The following is an 18,114-nucleotide window of genomic DNA, read 5'->3' as shown; positions in this document are numbered from 1 at the left end:
CGTCGTGGGCGATGGCTTATGGCGGGGGTGGCGTAAAGAATTGTGTGTTTGGAAAGTGCTGAAGCCTCTTACCCAAACATGCCAGGCATTGGAGAAAAATTGTGAACTACATGGAAGTAAGATCATCTCAAATCATAGCTAGGCGAGCTTTTTCACTCATTGAGCTGCTGATCGTCATTGCAATTCTGCTGCTTCTTGGTGGCATTGTGGCACTCAATTACTCAGGCGTGCGAAAGCAAGCCAGTAACGATGTGACACTGGCTCACATCGATCGATTCGAAGCGGCATTAGAGATGTTTGAAAATGATATGGGCCGCCTTCCAACCTCTGAAGAGGGACTGGCTGTTCTGTGGAATAGTGAGGTTCTAGAGGAAGAAGATGACACAGTTCGTTGGCGAGGCCCATATCTCCGCGATGGTATGCCTTCAGATGATTGGGGCAGTAGTTGGGTCTATCGTGCACCTGGAGACGGTGAAATACGAGGTGAGTCTTACTATGACATTGTCTCGGTCGGACCGGATAAAGAAATCGACACAGATGATGACATTCATAATCACCTCCGTGCAATGAATAATGAGGGTGAAATTGATGAAGCTATGGAGTTCAGCATTCCCGAATCGCCCACAGAGAGTTGATGGCAACAAGCTGCCTAAAAGAGGGCCATCTTCTTATCATGGAATCTCTCTGATTGAAGTGCTTCTTGCACTTGGATTGCTACTCATTGTGGCATCAATTGGTGTTGTTTCATCAACAGCACTACTTAATCAGCAGAGCTTTGATTCTTCGCTGGATACTATTCGCGAGCAACTCAAGCTCGCGCAGCTACACGCAAAGCGCACTTCCAAGATGATTGAGGTCGTGTATGAGCCAGGCACCAATAGCATCGTGGCCAATGTCCTAGAGCTCACCGATGAAAATTCAGCCGTCCAGGACGACTTAGGGTTGCAGCAAAAGCGTTGGGCACACAATCAACTCAATACTGGATTAAGTCTGGCAAAGTCTCTGGCTGAGCCATCGGCGTTCATAGAATTCGAAGAGATTCTAGATGGTCAAGACATGATTGCGAACCCGTTGGTTGATGGAAAGTGGCCTCTCCTTGTCTTTTTGCCCTCTGGAGGATGTGCTCACTTCGATCCTGTCTATCTCAGAGATAATCAAGGTCGGCTTGCAAAACTCTCTATTGAACCACTCACGGGTCATGTGACTTGGGCTCGCCTGGATCAGGCAGTGTCAGATGATAGTGGGTTTGATGATTCGAGAGATTCAGATCTTGAAATTGCCAGTGCAGACGAACTACGGTTGCCCGAGCTCCCCGCTGCGCAGGAAAGTCAAGGCCCACGGCTGGATGTTGATCTGGTGTATCCATGATCACAAAGAAAAAGCACTTGGTGTTCCAGACGTTTACACGGCGAGGCGCAGCACTTCTAGAGTTGATATTGGCGATTTCACTTTTCTTAGGCGCATCGGCACTCATTATGCGTTCAATGAGAACGGCAGTCAGTCGTGTTGCAGATTCTGGACAACGCTTACGAGCTATCGATGTAGCTCAGTCAAGATTGGCGGAATTCAGTAGTGGAATAGTTTCAATTCGCGATGCACAACTTGGTGTTGAAATTGAATCGCCTTGGATCGTTGATGTTTCAGTTGAGCCATCTTCGTTCGAGAATTTTAGCCTTGTCGTTGTTACGGTGCGTGTAGAACAAGACCAATCATCAACTGAGTCATTTGCACCAGTCACGGTTCGGCAGCTCATACGATCTGATAGGAATCAAACTGAGTTTGTTTCTGGAGACAGGGAGCCAGAGGCATGAAGAACCAAGTTGTTCCTAGAAAACGTGCGTTTACACTGATAGAGGTGTTGCTTGCGCTTGCACTTGGAATGGTTCTTAGTGTGGCAATTCTTGGTTTCTTCCGAGATTTAATTCTGCATCGCACCCAAATCAACGAACGCCTTGATCAAGAACGGGCAGCGCAGGCTCTTATTGAAAATCTTTCTCTTGAACTTACTTGCGCCATTGTTGGAATTGAACAAATTGGATCTGGCTTGATCGGGGATGAGCAGAATATTGCAGTCATGAGTCGTTCGGTTTCGGTCGAGCAATTGGTTCCAGGCCAAGATATGCTTGGGGATCTTACTGAACTGAAGTTTCATTTTGATCCGACTGAGAGCAAGCTTGAGGGAGGTCGGCGCCTTGTTGAGGTTGGCGTTCAGTCGGATTCTACAGGCTACCTAAATACAATTAGTAACAAGCTTGGATGGGTTCGTTTTCGCTATCTTGACAAAGGGCGATGGCGTTCAAGTTATGACAGTGCTCAACAACAAAGGTTGCCTGCAGCAGTCGAAGTGGCGATTTGGTATGTCACGCCACGTGCAATGGAAGACCAGGTGTCCGATTCTCCTGCAGACTTTCTTGAAGAGCCACTCATAGAAGAGTCAGATCCCGACCGGATTCGAATTATCAGTATTCCAGATGCAATGGTTGCCACGGGGAGGGATCATCATCAACTTGACTAGTGCAAATCCACACAGCGGTGCTCCATCCCGCCGAGGACTCATGCTGGTCTTGGTTCTGGTCGTCATGCTCTTTGCTATTTGGACGGCCAGCGTGTTGGTTTCAACAGCTCAGGTACAAGCGGGATCAGCATCGGTTGCTGAACAACAGGCTCGTACTCAGGCGCTTCTCCGATCTGGTATTGATGTTATCTCACATGCTCTTGCCCGCCAACGAGAGGGAATACTTACTGGTGAGGAAGTTAATCTGGAAGAGCAATATGTCATTTATAGAGATGGCGCCCGTCAGGGAGTTGTGAGATTGCTACCAGTCACACCGAATGGCGACATCGTTCGGAACGAAGCCACATGTTTAGACATAAATCATGTGACTGCTGAGCAACTGCTCAGAACAGGCTTATTGCAACCGGAGCTGGTTCAGGCAATCGTGGATCGGCGTGAGTTGGTTGGCTCCTTCGGATCGATTACGGAATTACTAGCGGTCGATGGCATGACACCTTCGCAACTCTATGGTGATATTGCTGAGATAAACTACACATCACAGGTCAGTGGTGAGGCGCCCGGATTAGGAGAACGCGTACTCGACCGACTGGGCTTTTCATCACCACGTGGCTTAGCTGATGTGGTTACTGTTTATGCTTGTGAGCCAGTTTCGCCCAGCCTGGAGAAACCAACAATCACCATTGCTGCCGGTTGGTCGAAGCAGATCGAGGCGCAGTTATCTTTACGCTTCGACGCTGCAACAGTGGCGATCATCAAGGGCGTATCAAAGAGGGGCCCACTTCAACACGATGGCCAACTCGCGCAGCGGCTTGCCACTCAATTGAGCCCAGACACATTGATCCAAGTGATGGGGGCGCTGACATGCTCTACTGAGCCAACGCGTCTGGGGCGAGTCGATATAAACCATGCCAGCCCATTCGTTCTTAACGCGCTCGGTGGGCTCGATTCGGATCAGATCCAGCAATTAGTCGATCGACGGGGCGATATCGATGTCACCTCCAGGCAGTCACCGTTATGGCCTCATACCCAAGGATTGATCAGACAGGATCAGGTGGCAGATTTCTACGAGATGGCGACGACATGTGGTCTGGCCTATCGCTTCATCCTGGCTGCTGGCGAGGTTGAGGCTGACGATGAAGAGGACCGATTGATTGAACCACAGATCTTCGAAATCGTCATTGATCTCGTAGATTCGAGTCCGCGTGTGGCTTATCTACGTGATATCAGCCTCCTTCAGACAGCAGCACGACTTACGTTAAAAGAGTCTTCTGAGGCCCCAGAAGTACTGTTCCAGGAGCCTGGCGGTCATGATGAGCTCTTTCTATCGACTCACCAAGAAGATCCGGCTCTTGAATCGGAAGCATCTTTGAATAATGGACTTACGGAACTTAGCCGGCGCCCTGCGTCCAATTTAGTGGCCTCCTCCGCAGATGATCAGCTGGAAAAAGATGCTCCTGATGAGCTCTCAGAGCCCGCATTTCCGGCGGCATCCAATGGGCGAATCGGCCGTTGGCGGGTCGTGAAATAACCAACGATATGCACAATCAAAGTGGTTCTGGTGGCCTCTTCGCGTGAGGCAACCTCTTGTCGGTACAATTGTTGACGATCAAGGATCGATCAACCGTGCTGCCTCAACGACATACCACAATCATCGATCTCGGAAGGTCGAGAATCAGAGCTCTTGAGGCGCGACGCGCTGGTGGTGGCTACGTAGTCACCCATACATGGGCTCAAGACCTTCCCCCCGAAATAAAACGAACAGATGCGCAGCAGACTGGCGCTTGGATCCGGCAAGAATTGCGCGATTCGGGTTTTAAGGCCGGCGCAGCAACAGTTTCACTTCCCCGTGAAGATGTGGTTGTTAAGCGACTCACGCTTCCAACAACAGATGTCAGAGAGTTGCCTGAGATGACCTTTTTGGCCATGCAGCGAGAGCTGACATTCGATACCTCGAAAGCGGTCATCGACTTCCAGTTCCTTAATTCTGATGGAGTCAACAGTACGGTGCTTGCCGTTGCCGTTCCGACAGAGACGCTCGACTTAGCTCGTCAGACAATCCGAGCAGCCGGTTTCAAAATCCGTTGTATTTCACTCAGGGCTTTTGGATCAGTGGCTCTTATTGCTCATGACCTACCTCGTGAGCATGATCCAACGAGTGGGACTCTTACGATTGATGTGACCAGTGGTGGAATTGAGTTCTGTGTTGTAAAGCAGGGCAGTCTACAGTTTTCGCGGGCAGCTCATCTGAACGAAACGAGTGTTCTTGATGAGGTGGCAGACAATGTGTTAACTGAAACCACACGTACTTGGACCAGCTTCGGAATCATTAATGAGGGTCATCCAGTTACCAGTGTTGCTGTCTTCGCACCAGACGAGCTTAGATCTCGAATCATTGCTGACATAGCCATAACCGTTGATGCACCAGTTCGAGAACCTGAGACCAATCTTCGAATTGAAGTTCAGTCAAATGAAATGGAAGAGCTTTGGCCTGCTGCTGGTCTACTGCTCCAGTATCGATCTTCTCAACGACGAATTGATCTTGAGCACCCCATAAAGGCAGTTGATCAAGTGGTGTTAAGACGCCGCCGCTTTGGACTTGCCGCAGCGCTCATCATGGCCACTGTTTTTGCTGCGTGGACAATTCTCAGTATGAACCTTGGTGGACTCCAGGCGAATTTTGACGATCTGTCTAAACAACGGAGCGCACTTTACCAAGAGTACGCTCGCCACTTTCGGGATCAGTACCAGCTATCTCATCTCGAATTTTGGGAGTCAGCACAAATAGATGTACTCGGCCACCTGCTCTACACACAGCAGCTTACGCCTCCGTCTACAACATTTGTACTTGATCGTTGGATGGGCTTGCTTGAGTTTTCAGGAGTCGAGTATGACCGAGCGACGCAGGAGTGGATTGCACCGCAATCAATCAAGATCGTAGTCGACGGTGAGGCACCAGAGCGCGTCGCTGCCGATGCCTATCGACAGTCGCTCGTCGAGAATGAAGTGTATAGCGTAAGTTCATCAGGCGCAGATGCTGAGGGTGGGACGCGTCTTGGTCATGCGTTTACCTATCGACTGACTTCGAGTACCGCATCACCACAAGAAACGCAGGTCGATGAGCCGGAGCCTGAGACATGAACAGCGCTCGGTCTAAGAAGCTTCTTGTTGTTGTGATTGCAGTCATCTTTGCTGGTGCAATTATCTGGTATGTCTTGGATCGTTCGTTTATCACTCCAAAGCAGGAATTACTCACAGCGATTGAGGGCGAGCAGGCTTCCATTAAGAAATATCGCACTGCATTGAACCGGGATCCAGCAATACAACGAGCACTGAGTGACTACGGAAGTCGGACATTAGGTGGTGATATCGAGACCGTTGATCATGAGTTGCGAGCCCGACTCAATCAGATAGGACAGTCGTCTCAGCTTGCAGGAGTTCGTGTTGATACGGGCCGATATGTTGCTCTGAAATCACCCGCAAAACGTTTGTTTAGCGGAAAAATGAGTGATGAAATTGACTTTGTTGAGTTAGAGGCGTCAATCTCTGCGGAGGGAGCTCTTTCCGAAGTTGTAGAGATGATTGATCGGATTGATGCTGAAGCATGGCCAAAACAAATTAACCAGGTGTCCTTAGATCCTAAGGGTGATGGGGAAACAGTCAAAGTCGTTGTGCGCTTAACAACATTGTTCGTTCCAGGCCGTCCGCCAGGGACGCTTATGAAAACGAACTGGGCAGCAGATCGATTGGCAAGGGTTGAGCCACTCATTGAGGGCAACCCATTCCGGTTGCCACTGCCACCACCGTCACCAGTGGCCGTTGTCGCGGCACCTGCACCGCGCATGTTTCCTTATCAGAACTGGGCATTGACCGGGGTTATCGAGTCACCAATGATCGAAGCCCATATACGAAATTCTGCATCTGGTAAGTCACGGGTCCTAGCCGTTGGCGACCGGATCCACAAAATGGAATTCGTAGGTGTGAATGGCCTCGTTGCAGAGTTTGATTTTGAGGGAGAGCTCTGGTTTGTAGAGCTTGGGGCAACCATGGTTGACCGTCAAGTACTACCAGAGGCAGAGAGGATTGGATCAGCACAATAGAACGGGAGCTTCAGGATGGAGATTGGTCGTATGGATCGGGACCGCCCAAAAAACGACATAAAAAAGTATCTTTGCCTCGATAATTCACCGCGCGCAATCCGGTGGTTTGGGCAAGGCATTGTATTGTTCTTGGCTCTTTTTGTGGTGTGCGCTGCGCATGCACAAGAGAGTGGGGCCATTGATGGTCCAAACAAAAAAATTGAGGCACCGGACGCGAATGACAACCTCATTCGCTTCAATTTCAAGGGTGCTACTTTTGATCAGGTGCTCGACTACTTTTCTCGTGCCACTGGAATGCCGGTGGTAAGAGAATCTCCAGTCCCAAATGGGACGGTCGACTACCTGTCGCCAGTTTCATATTCGCTGCCAGAGGCTCTGCAGGTGTTGAATATTTTGCTGCAGTCTCGTGGTGTCATGTTGCGTGTTGAAAATGACATTTTGTATTTGCAGGCCCTTAAGGAGATGGCAAGAGAGAATATTCCTACCTTTATCAGTGAGCTCACAAGCGATGTTACAGATGATCAAATTGTGACACTTGTGTTGCCACTTAAGATAGCGCTTGCCAAGCCAATTGCAGAAAAGCTTGGCACAATGGTGGCAGCCTATGGATCAATACAACCTTTAGAGCAGCAAAACGCATTGGTGATTACTGAGACCGCTGCTCAGGTTCGGCGTCTGAAACAGATCATTGGAGAGCTTGATCGTGAAGACCCCGAAGGGGTCATTGAAATTATTCCAGTCAAGCATGGCAAAGCTTCGGATCTGATGCAGCCACTTAAGGCACTGCTCAGCGAAAGGATCATTAAGTATGTGATTAATCAAGATGGCAAGCAGGTTAAACTCGAAGAAGATTCGCTACCCGGCCTCAAAATCACCCTTGATAAACGCACGAATGCTCTCATCGCTAAGGGCATGCGACAACGTCTAGACAAACTCAAAGAGGCGCTTGAATTACTTGATGTGCCAGTTGTGGATAGTCGTCGAAGTGTCAAGACGATACAGCTTAGTGAGATCGTACCCGCCATTGCGAAGGGTCGGCTTGATGAGTTGTTCTCTTCGTGGCCGGCCGCAGACCGACCCGTGATTCTAGCGCTTGATGAGCAAGGCAAGATTGTCCTTGCTGGTCAGGACGCAGCGATTGCAGAAGCGATCATGCTCCTGACGGCAATTGATTCGCAGGTAGACCAAAGCAATTCAACAAGTTCCATGACAATTGTTCCACTCGAACATATTTCGACCCAAGCAGCAACAACGTCTTTAAATCAACTACTTAGTCCGCGACAAAAGTCCCGAGCAAAAATAGTTGTTGGTGCAGATGGGAAATCTCTAGTACTGGCAGGACCAGAAACTGATCTCCAAGCAATCGCAGCAATGATTGAACTTATCGATAAACCATCGATGAATGCTTTGGTTGTGCGTTTGGTTAGGATTGCATCAGATGACCCGCTTACAGTTGTCGAAGCTGCGCAGTCACTGTTTGACCGAAGTGTGATTGCTGATAAACCCTCAAACCAACTTGAAGTAACCCTAGATGAGCGTACTCGTACACTCACATTAATAGGAGACAGTTCTTCAGTTGAAGGTTTCATTGAGACCTTGGACATGATTCAGAAGCATGGCGGATTACCTGTTGAGACCAGGCAAATCACATTGCTTGAGACCAAGCCATCCGAAGTGATTGGACCACTGCGATCGCTTCTATCGCCGCTGTTAAAAAATAAGAATGGTCAATTGGGTAAGCCTATTGAAATTGAGGCTGTCGATCAGCTTGATCTCCTTGTGGTGACTGCAGAGCCAAGTCAGTTTGAGTTGATTGATGGGTTGATTGAGCGGCTCGATCAAGTTGCGGCTGATGATGTCGAGTTTCTGGCGATTGCTTTGGGTGATGTCAGTGATCCAATTGGCTTAGTTGATCGTGCAGAAGCACTGTTTGCACTTGCCAGCACTGGGCTCAACAGTCGAGATGCTGAGTTGCCGGATATTGAGATCGATACAACCGCTGGTCAGCTGCTGGTTTCAGGTTGGGTTGAATCTGTTGCTCGCTTTGCGAAGGCGATTGAGCAGGCTCGTCAGCTGCAACCACCGCCTCGGGATGGCCGAATGATTTCACTGACCCAGGCAAAGGCGAGCGATGTGCAAAAGCAATTGCTTGAGATTCTCACTCAAGCAAAGCCCGCTGAAGGCTCACGGCAAATTGCTGTACCTGAAATTCAGGTCATTAATTCAAACAACAGTCTATACGTCGTTGCAGAATCGAAGCAGCATGAAATGATTCATGCACTGATAAGTGAGCTAGATAACTTTGAGCATTTATCGTTGCCCCCAATGAAGCTTCTGCAAGTGCGCGCTGCTGATGCGGTACAAATAGCGGGGATGTTGCAAGGTCGTTATGACACGCGGCCTGCCGAAATGCGCCGTGAGCAGCCAGTAGAGATTTCGTCAGATACGGCTACCAATACACTCATCGTATCTGCTCATCCAGCCGTATTTAGTGAAATTAAGTCTTTTGTAGACGAAGTCAATGCTACTGGTGAAGATGAGTCCGAGCGCACCACAATCATATTGCCACTGCAGCAGGCACGTGCAACAGATGTTGCCATTGCACTTAATAAGCTTTATCCCAACCCACCGATACCATTGGATCGCCGTGGAAAGCCGATGCCGCATCTAAGGCCAATGAAGGAAGTTCATATCAGTGCAGATGCTGCCACGAACACACTTATTATTGAAGCGCCAAGTGACCGAAGAGCGTCATTCGAGTCGCTTGTTGAGAAGCTGGATCTACAAAAAACAATAGAGGTGCGTACCTATCCGGTCGAGCATGCAGATATTGATGCGATGGCGCAGTCACTTTCAAAACTGGCGGATGCCGGAGCGCTGAGTCCAACTGGCCAGGATCGCAGGGTCCCTGTATCTATTACAGCAGATCCGGCGACCCGCACACTGGTCATTTCAGGACCAGCAGAGATTTTCAAAACGGTCGAGCGGGTATTAGGAGAGCTTGATCTGCCTCCATCAACAACCGAAACTTCAATGCGCTTATTCTCGATCAAGCATGCAAGGCCTGCAGTCATTGCGGAGACTCTGAAAGCGGTTGTTCCAGATCGTATAAAGCAGAATGTTTCTGGCTCGTCTGTTGATCTTGGGAGTATGTTTACGGTAACGTCGGAGCCCGACAGTAGCACGGTGATTGTCTCAGCGCCCGTGTCAGTCATGCCAATTGTAGAAGCCCTCATTCAACAGCTTGATCAAGAAGAATCTGCTCAAGCTTCCATTGAAGTCAGGTTATTCAAGCTAGACAAAGCACGCGCTGAAGATGTGGCTCGAGCAATAGCCCGTGCCGTCGCTGTCAGGGCCTCACAGCCAAATTATGTGTCAGAGCCGCCACCAGTTATTACCCCAGAGCCGGCAAGTAATGTACTTGTTGTTGCGGCTACAGCCGAACAGATGGTATTTCTTGAATCGCTTATCAGCCCACTTGACAGCGCAGAGGATCCAGATGAACCACTTGTGAAGACGGTCTTCCTAAAGCACGCGCAGGCAGAACGAATTGCGCCGTTAGTCGAGCAGTTGTTAGCAGGCGAGATCATTCCTTTAAATGTTCGCATGGAAGCGCTTCGAAGAAGATGGACATTGCCCGAGGATAATCCGGGGATTCGCGTTGTCGCTGATAAACGACTTAACGCAATTGTCCTTTCAGGCGCTTCAGTAGCCTTGCCATTGGCTGAAGAGCTTGTTGCTCAGCTTGATGTGGCGCCTACGGCAAATGGCAAAAACACCAAAAGACCAGTTCATGTACTGGTTGTCGATAATGCCGATGCCAGTAGCCTCGCAGAGAATATTCGTCTTCTCTTCGATGAGGATGATTTTGATGTGGAGCCGCCAACAATTCGTGTTGATACGCCGAACAACTGCCTCTTGATTCGCGCAACCGACGTGCAGTACGAAATAATTTCACAAGTTGTGAATGAAATTGATCAAGCTGCGCTCGAGACGGCTCGGCAGGTGCGTACCATTAGCATTGATCCTAATCGAGCTGAGGCAACGGCTGTTGCAGATTTGCTCAAGCGCATGATGAATCAAAATCGGGATAACCAGGTTGAGGTCATGACACTTGAGCAACTATTAGAACAATCAAATCGCGATCGCCCGAAAACAGATGCGCCAAGTTCGCAACGACAAAGACCAATCGTTCCAGGTATGACAGCGATCGTATTACTGGCCCTTGCCCAGGTTGGCGATGACAGCGCGTCTGGAACCAATGCTGACGAGACAAATGAATCTGACTTCAGTGCGCCGCTTTCAATTGCTGTTGACAAGGAATCAAATAGTCTTGTGGTAGTTGGCTCGCCAAGAGCTGTTGAGCGACTTAGTCGGATTGCCAAACAATTGATTGCTGAAATGCCAGCAGAAGGCTCACGAGTAAGGGCTATTACTTTGCCAGAAGGTCGCAACGCAGCCTCGCTCGCGAATTTGCTTAGAGGCACGCTCTATCGACTTACGCCAGCCGGTGGAAAGCCTGGTGAACTTGCACGGCGCGTCATGGTGATGGATGACCCTGAGACGAATACGTTAATCATTACAAGTACTGATACAGACTTTGGTGTCGTAGGGGACTTGATTGTTGCACTGACGAATCCCCCTGCGATTGAAAAAGTAGCTGTCAAGGTCTATCCACTGACCAAGATCTCATCATCCCAAGCTCGCGCCAGTCTGGAGCAGCTTATTGAACCAAATACCGCAGGGCGCACTCGTAATGCTCAGCAAACCAGGGCCATAGCCGTGAAGTTTATTCGCGATGAGCAGACGATAGAAGGCGTTCTTGATCCATCGCTGGTGAAGATTCGCGAAGACCCATCTGGGAACGCACTTGTTGTTATTGCGCCACTTGAGACCTTGTCATTTCTAGATCAGTTTATTGCGATTATTGATGAGACACCGGTACAGCGCCGAGAATCGTTGCAAATATTTGAGCTTAAGCATGCGAAGGCAAATGAAGCTACTGCAACACTTCAGCAGATATTCCAAACGCGGCAACGTCGCGGCGGTCGCGAGGGCAAACCGCCAGTTGATTTTGCGATTGACTCTCGTACAAATACCATTTTAGTGACAGCAAGCCCAGAACAGCTTGTTGAAATCGAGAGTATCTTGGCTCAGGTTGATGTGCCTACGCCACCACAACAACTACGCGTCATTCACCGTTATGAAGTTTTAAACACTTCACCGACGCTTGTTGCAGATGTCATTCGAGATGTGTTTGGCGTCACGGAGTGGTCACGTCGTTGGTGGGATGATTCTGCTTCAGACGAAATGGTTATTCGTGTGGATCAGCCAGGCCAATCTCTAATTATTGCGGCTACAGAGTCCGATCATGCGAAGGTTGAAGAGCTTATTGACTCGATTGACTCAACGACTCAGTCTGAAACGCAACATATTGATGTCATACCAGTAGAGTTTGCCCAGGCACGAGATTTAGCGGGCACGCTTGATCGATTTTTTCGCACGCGAGCTCGTGCAAATGGCTCCAACATATCTCCGGTGACAATTGCTGCGAGTGATAGTACAAACTGTCTCATTGTGTCTGGTGATGAAGCTGGCCGATCCATGATTAAAGATCTTATGAACACACTTGATCAGCCTGACGCTTCGGGGCAAAGAAGCGTCGAGATCATTCAGCTTGAGGACGGCCAAGCTCTGGCTATTGCTAACATCATTCGCGAGCAATTTAGCCGTAGGTCTGGTAGCAGTGTTGTTGTCACGCCTGATCTGCGCACCAATGCGCTGATTCTAAATGCCCCAAAACAAGAATTAGATCGTGTTAAAGCACTGGTGGCAGAACTAGATGCGCCTTCTGCAAGCGACGAGACAGTTATTCGAACATATGAACTGGCAACGGCGAAAGCAAATGAAGTAGTGTCCTTGCTTACGGAGACGTTACAACTGGATGATACTGGTCGTACACGAGGTATTACTGTTGCTATTGACAACACAGAATTGCCGTCGGTTGAAGTCAAAGCAAAAATTGTTGCAGATCAGAGATCAAATTCATTGATCGTGACCGCTACATCACAGTCGTTCCCGATTATTGAGCACTTGATCAAAGAGTTAGATGCTGTTCCCACAGTCAATCCGATCGAGTATCGCGTTATTCCAGTCGAGAATGCCATCGCTCGTGAGTTAGCGTACACCTTAAATTCATTTTCTCGATCTTTACCATCACAAGACCGTCCTCGTGTGGATTACGACGAGCGAGAAAATCAGTTGATTGTGGCCGCAAATGCCCAACAGTTTGAGCAGATTAGTAAGATCGTTCGTGAATTAGATACGCCTTCAGAACAGAATCGGACAACAGAGTTTGTGCCACTTGAGTATGCCCAGGCTATGCAAGTACAAGATGCGCTCTCTGTGTTTTATGGTGACTATGCGCTTGAAGCTGATACGCCAGAAAAGAGAAGTGTTCGCATTGTTGCAGATCCAGCCACAAACTCACTGGTGATTTCAGCTGCGGCTGGTGAGTGGGAAGGAATAAGAGCCTTACTTCTTGAGCTCGATTCTGAACAGTATGATGCGTCCCTTCAGCTGAAGGTGATAGCGCTGCGATATGCAGACGCGACCTCGGTTGCAAAGGCCATCAATGATGCGTTTCAGGCCTCGCTTGGCGCTCAGCAAGCGAGAGAATCTGCTCGTGGCGGATCCGATGGTGATGATGGGCGGCCATCAATTCCAAAAGTATTAGTCGCAGCAGATGAGTGGGTTCGTGCATCTGCGGAGCCACAGACCAACTCGGTAATTGTTTCGGCAAGTCGGCAGAACGTACGCAAGGTTCAAGAGATTGTTGGACAGCTCGATGTTGCTGATCATGCATTGCTGCCGCCACCACGGATTATTCCGTTAACTCATGGAGATCCTGTTCAGGTAGCACTGGCGGTCACAAAGCTCTTTGGACAAGACAAGCAGAGAGAGGGCGCAGATAGCCTTCGCATTGTCGGTGATCCTGTCACGAACACAATCTTGGTACGGGCTGAGGATGACGAGTTTGAGAAAATCAAAGAGTTTACGAACGCGCTGGAGTTAAATGCTCAGACAGGCGGTGTCCGCGTTCAGATCGTTACGATGACGAACGCACCCGCGTCACGTGTTGCAACCGTTCTTGAACAAGCATATGAAACACAAGCTTTACAAGCACGGCAGCCACTATCAATTCAGGTTGATGTGCCCGGCAATACTTTGATTATCTCATCGACGCCAGAGCTGTTTGAGGAGATTTCGAATACCGCATTAGAAATTGATAAGTTGGCGCCGAAGCGTGGTCAGGCAATCTTCTTTATTGATCTCAAACATATGAATCCAGAGTCAGCCGTAGACATGATTGATAAGTTAGGTCTTAATGATCCGATTGATGAAGATGTGTCAAATAGGATTGTTACGGAGCCAGTGAAAGCAGTCGTGGTCGAGGGACGCCGAGCAATCATGGTTGTTGCAAATCCGCTGGATCAAGATGCCATCTTGGGTCTCTTGAAAGCCCTCGATAGTGAATCTGATATTGCGGAGGCGGAGTTAATATTAGTGCCCCTGGTGAAAGCAGAGGCGAGGGCCGTTGCGGGAATACTTGAAGAGGTATTAGCGCCCAGCCCACAACAAGCCAAGACGCCACTCGCAGAAGCACTCGAAGAGCAGATTCGCCGATTAAATATGCAAGGCGACGGTGTTAATAAATTAAATATGTCGCTCGATCTCTCGGTGCCGATTCGAGTTATTCCAGACACTGTTGGCAATGCCCTCCTCGTTGGTTCAAGCAAATCCAATCTTGAGGCAATGCGATGTTTGATTAAGCTACTTGACCGACTGCCTGTAACAGAAGCCGTCACTGTGAAAGTGCTGCCCCTAGAGAATATTGCAGCGGAGCAGTTTGCTCGCATCATGAATGAACTGTTTTCAAAAGGCAGTGATCTGGCGTCCATTCCGGGCACCAATATTGTTGGTCAGCCCAGTGGGATTGTGGGCAAAGCCCTTATGGACCAAGTTGCTATCAGTGTTGATCAGCGCACAAACACCGTGATTGTTGCTGGTAAAGAAGACGTTGCTGCAACGGTTGAGGTGTTATCCAAACGATTAGACCAGGAAGTTCCAACAGGTTGGGTTGAATCTCGAATTGTTCAACTTCGTTACGCTGACGCGGTTGATCTGGCACAGACCATCGATTCAGTATTGGTACAAGGAACAAGTAACTTGCCGCAAGCGGGCCCGCTTCAGGAACAAGTTGGTCGACTTCGTTTGGCACGGATGGAGAAACATGGTGGGCAAGTTCTTGAATCAGATATTTTTCAGCCGATGACAAGAGTAGTCGTTGAGGCTCAGCCGCAGCTCAATGCACTCATACTCGTGGCCACGCCTAGCAATCTAGAAGTGATTACTGAGTTGGTTCATATGCTCGACGTGGAGGCGGCGAGCCCGAGCTCTACCGTGCGTATTTATCCAATCAAGCATGCTTCTGCAGCGAAGTTAGGAGCGACACTCACAAATCTCTTTGATCAACAAGCGGAATCAAAGGCGATTCGCCCTGAAGATCGCGTCATCATGCAGGCAGATGATCGAACCAACGCACTTGTTGTGACGACAAGCACTCGGAGTTTCGCGGTTCTTGAGAATCTAATGCAATCACTTGATACAGAAATTTCGCCAGATCTACGCGAGATTCGTATTGTGAGCTTAAAGAATTCATCAGCATCTCGATTAGCCAGTCTGATTCAGCAGCTCATGGATGCAAGACTGGACCGGCTGCGTATGGTTGAGCCGGAGACCGCAGACTTAGAGCGCGCTACAATTGTGGCTGATCCAAGAACCAATTCGCTGATTGTTGCTGCTGGAAATGAGTCATTTGACGTTATACAAAAACTTGCGATGGAGATGGATCAATCACAGTTTGATGATGGCACACTGGTTCGGATTCTACCCATTAAGAAAGGAAATGCATCTCGTATCGCAGCGACTATCGAGACTATTATGCAGCGGCGCTATGCCGATTTACCGGCAGAATTACAAGTAGCTCAGAAGCCCATGATTCTGACGGACTCTCGATCAAATAGCATTTTACTTACAGCGAATCCGGAAGACGCAGTGATTGTCGAGGATTTGGTCAAGAAGTTAGAGAATGCGCCGGTGAATCAAGCAGTCACCTTGCACGTACTGGCACTTCCGGAATCTCGACGATGCGAACAACTCGCCCCAAGATTGCAATCGCTCATGCGTGAGCGACAGAGGTCTCTTGGTGAGGCGAGCTCTGCGTCTGATAGGGTGAGTATTCAAGCAGAACCATCAACCAATGCACTCATTATTGCATCGAGCGAAGAGAATCTGGCCGTTATTGAGAACCTCCTTGGTGCATTGATTGATGTTGAGGGAGAGAGTGGAGATTTTGAAGTAGAGGTGCTGACGCTTCATCGCAGCCGCGCTTCTGATCTGGTGCCAGTTTTAGAAGATCTCTACGTTGAAGAAAGTAATCGCGCTCGCGGTAATAAATCGCTACGTGTGACCGCAGATGATCAGTTGAATGCGGTTCTTGTAAGTGGGCCCGAGCGAGATCTTTTAGCCATACGCGGTCTTGTCGCGAAGCTTGATGGAGCTCGACCTGAAGCAGTGGTCGAGATTAAGTACATATCGTTGACGTCTGCGAACGCGCTTGAGACAGTTAATTTGATTGAAAACGTGCTCAGCGGCCGGGGTATTGGCTCAAGACGTGGTAGCCAACAGTCTATTATTCTCAAGTATCTGAGTGAGATGGATAACGGTGAAGTCATTGATAAGACAGGTGAGATTCAGGTATCAACTGCATTGAGAGAGTCGATTAGTCTGACACCTGATCTGCGAACCAACACCATCATTGTTTCAGCGCCTCAAGAATCCATGTTATTGATTGAGCGAATGATTACAGATTTGGATGAAAGTAATATTGGCGCCAAGAGCATTCGTATTTTTAACCTGGTGAATGCAGATGCCACTGCGATGGCTGAGATGATGCGAGATCTCTTTCAACTTCGTCATGGGAAGGACCTCATGGTCTTGAAGCCACGTGATGGAATGCAGGGCAGTATGGAAATCGTCACCGATGCGCCAGCTGTCGAGATGATTGGGACAACTGGCTTGGGTGAAACAGAGTTGACCGCAGTGCCCGATCCCCGTCAGCAGTTATCAATTACAGTTGATAGTCGAACAAATAGTCTTTTAGTCTCAGGATCTCCAACCTATTTGGATCTTGTTGAGGAGGTTATTGAAGAGCTTGATTCGCTTGAGGCCAACGAACGAGAGACCTTGGTGTATCAGCTTCGCAACGCTACTGCCGAAGAGGTTGCTCGGGTTCTAGGTGACTTTGCAGATGAAGAGCAGAGGAAGCTGGTTGAAACACTAAACAACGATCAACTTGGATCAGCGGCACGTTTGCTCGAGCGTGAGATTACGATACGAGGTGATGCAAAATCAAACACTGTTTTGATTAGTGCCTCGCCTCGCTATATGGAGCGTGTGCGTGACATCATTGAACAACTGGATGTCGATCCACCCCAGGTTTTGATTCATGTGCTGCTGGCCGAAGTGTCACTAAAAGATCGAAACGACTGGGGCGTCGAACTATCAAATAATGCAAGTATTCGCGGCGTTGGCGTTGATTCTATGTTTGCGTTGGCGTCGGCTAGTTTTTCTGCAATGACGGGCACGCCGACACTGAGTATTGCATCAAGTGACTTTGGTTTGATTATCAAGGCCCTTGAAGCCCAGAATCGTGTCCATGTCTTAAGTAATCCATCGGTCATGGCCGCCAACAACGTTCCTGCAATCATTGATGTTGGCGAAGAGATATATATTCCCGACGCGACTCAAATTTCTGAGTTTGCTTCGATTACATCTGTAATCCCTAAAAGAACTGGTGTGATTCTTAATGTGACCCCTTCGATTAATCCAGACGGATATGTTCGGATGGAGGTTGAGCCCCGTTTTATTCAAGAGACCGAACAGAGTACAACGCCATTGACTGGTGCAGGGCCGATACCAATTTTCCGTGAACGTACGGCGGGAACAACGGTCACAGTTCGCGATGGCGAGACAATCATTCTTGGCGGTCTGATCCAAGAGGGGTATCAGTTTATTGAAGAACAGGTTCCAATTCTTGGCTCTATACCTATTCTTGGCGCACTTTTTAGGAGTGAGACCAAGCGGTTGGATCGAACGGAACTGTTGATTGTATTGACACCACACGTGATTCATTCGCCAGCTGAAATTGATCGGCTTAGCAATCTTCGTGATGGGGAGCTCAATAAGTTGACCATGCCAAATCGCGTCATTGATGACATGCGAGATGGTACGATTGACGAGGGTGGCAGCTTGTTTGAGTCACTTGGTGATGGACCGCTCAAGCTACGAGAGTGGAAGATTCAGAAGCGGCCTGAGGTCCTTCCGAATGAGGAAATCGGTGATGCTGCGTTGGTAGAAGAGGTGGTAGGAGAAGAGTAA

The 18,114-nt window shown here is 48.9% G+C and carries 8 protein-coding genes; all 8 read left to right on the top strand.

All coding sequences use genetic code 11. The annotated features are described in order from the left end of the window. The first annotated feature begins 110 nt into the window (after window positions 1–110). The 8 genes from P8J86_04255 to P8J86_04220 all read left to right on the top strand — a co-directional run bounded on the left by P8J86_04255 (window position 111) and on the right by P8J86_04220 (window position 18,114). A complete protein-coding gene (locus P8J86_04255) occupies window positions 111–635 on the top strand; it encodes a type II secretion system protein GspG (GenBank protein ID MDG2053900.1) in 525 nt (174 codons plus the stop codon). Continuing rightward, window positions 589–1,368, top strand: coding sequence for a hypothetical protein (locus tag P8J86_04250; protein ID MDG2053899.1), 780 nt, complete (start codon window positions 589–591; stop codon window positions 1,366–1,368). Before P8J86_04255 ends, P8J86_04250 begins: the two co-directional genes overlap by 47 nt. Beyond that, window positions 1,365–1,811, top strand: a complete 447-nt coding sequence (locus tag P8J86_04245; GenBank protein ID MDG2053898.1) for a hypothetical protein — start codon at window positions 1,365–1,367, stop codon at window positions 1,809–1,811. The genes P8J86_04250 and P8J86_04245 overlap by 4 nt, the downstream gene beginning before the upstream one ends. Then, entirely contained in the window at window positions 1,808–2,515 is a 708-nt protein-coding gene (locus P8J86_04240) for a prepilin-type N-terminal cleavage/methylation domain-containing protein (GenBank protein MDG2053897.1), read from the top strand. Before P8J86_04245 ends, P8J86_04240 begins: the two co-directional genes overlap by 4 nt. Continuing rightward, complete coding sequence (locus P8J86_04235; protein ID MDG2053896.1) at window positions 2,508–4,043, top strand: helix-hairpin-helix domain-containing protein; 1,536 nt, start codon at window positions 2,508–2,510, stop codon at window positions 4,041–4,043. The genes P8J86_04240 and P8J86_04235 overlap by 8 nt, the downstream gene beginning before the upstream one ends. A 95-nt stretch (window positions 4,044–4,138) precedes the next feature. Further along, window positions 4,139–5,653: a pilus assembly protein PilM gene (gene pilM / locus P8J86_04230; protein ID MDG2053895.1), complete on the top strand. Its 1,515-nt coding sequence runs from the start codon at window positions 4,139–4,141 to the stop codon at window positions 5,651–5,653. Next, the gene (locus P8J86_04225) at window positions 5,650–6,612 is read left to right on the top strand and encodes a hypothetical protein (GenBank protein ID MDG2053894.1); all 963 of its coding nucleotides are present in this window, start codon (window positions 5,650–5,652) and stop codon (window positions 6,610–6,612) included. Before pilM ends, P8J86_04225 begins: the two co-directional genes overlap by 4 nt. A 15-nt stretch (window positions 6,613–6,627) precedes the next feature. After that, entirely contained in the window at window positions 6,628–18,114 is an 11,487-nt protein-coding gene (locus P8J86_04220) for a secretin N-terminal domain-containing protein (GenBank protein ID MDG2053893.1), read from the top strand.

The sequence above is a fragment of the Phycisphaerales bacterium genome (assembly GCA_029268515.1).
Lineage (GTDB): Bacteria > Planctomycetota > Phycisphaerae > Phycisphaerales > SM1A02 > JAQWNP01.
Note: the sequence above shows the minus strand (reverse complement) of the source record. Positions and strands in the feature narration are given on the sequence as shown.

Coding starts and splice junctions, on each gene's coding strand:
- P8J86_04220 (MDG2053893.1), top strand. CDS start 6,628: ATGGAGATTGGTCGTATGGATCGGGACCGCCCAAAAAACGACATAAAA.
- P8J86_04225 (MDG2053894.1), top strand. CDS start 5,650: ATGAACAGCGCTCGGTCTAAGAAGCTTCTTGTTGTTGTGATTGCAGTC.
- P8J86_04255 (MDG2053900.1), top strand. CDS start 111: ATGGAAGTAAGATCATCTCAAATCATAGCTAGGCGAGCTTTTTCACTC.
- P8J86_04240 (MDG2053897.1), top strand. CDS start 1,808: ATGAAGAACCAAGTTGTTCCTAGAAAACGTGCGTTTACACTGATAGAG.
- P8J86_04250 (MDG2053899.1), top strand. CDS start 589: ATGAAGCTATGGAGTTCAGCATTCCCGAATCGCCCACAGAGAGTTGAT.
- P8J86_04245 (MDG2053898.1), top strand. CDS start 1,365: ATGATCACAAAGAAAAAGCACTTGGTGTTCCAGACGTTTACACGGCGA.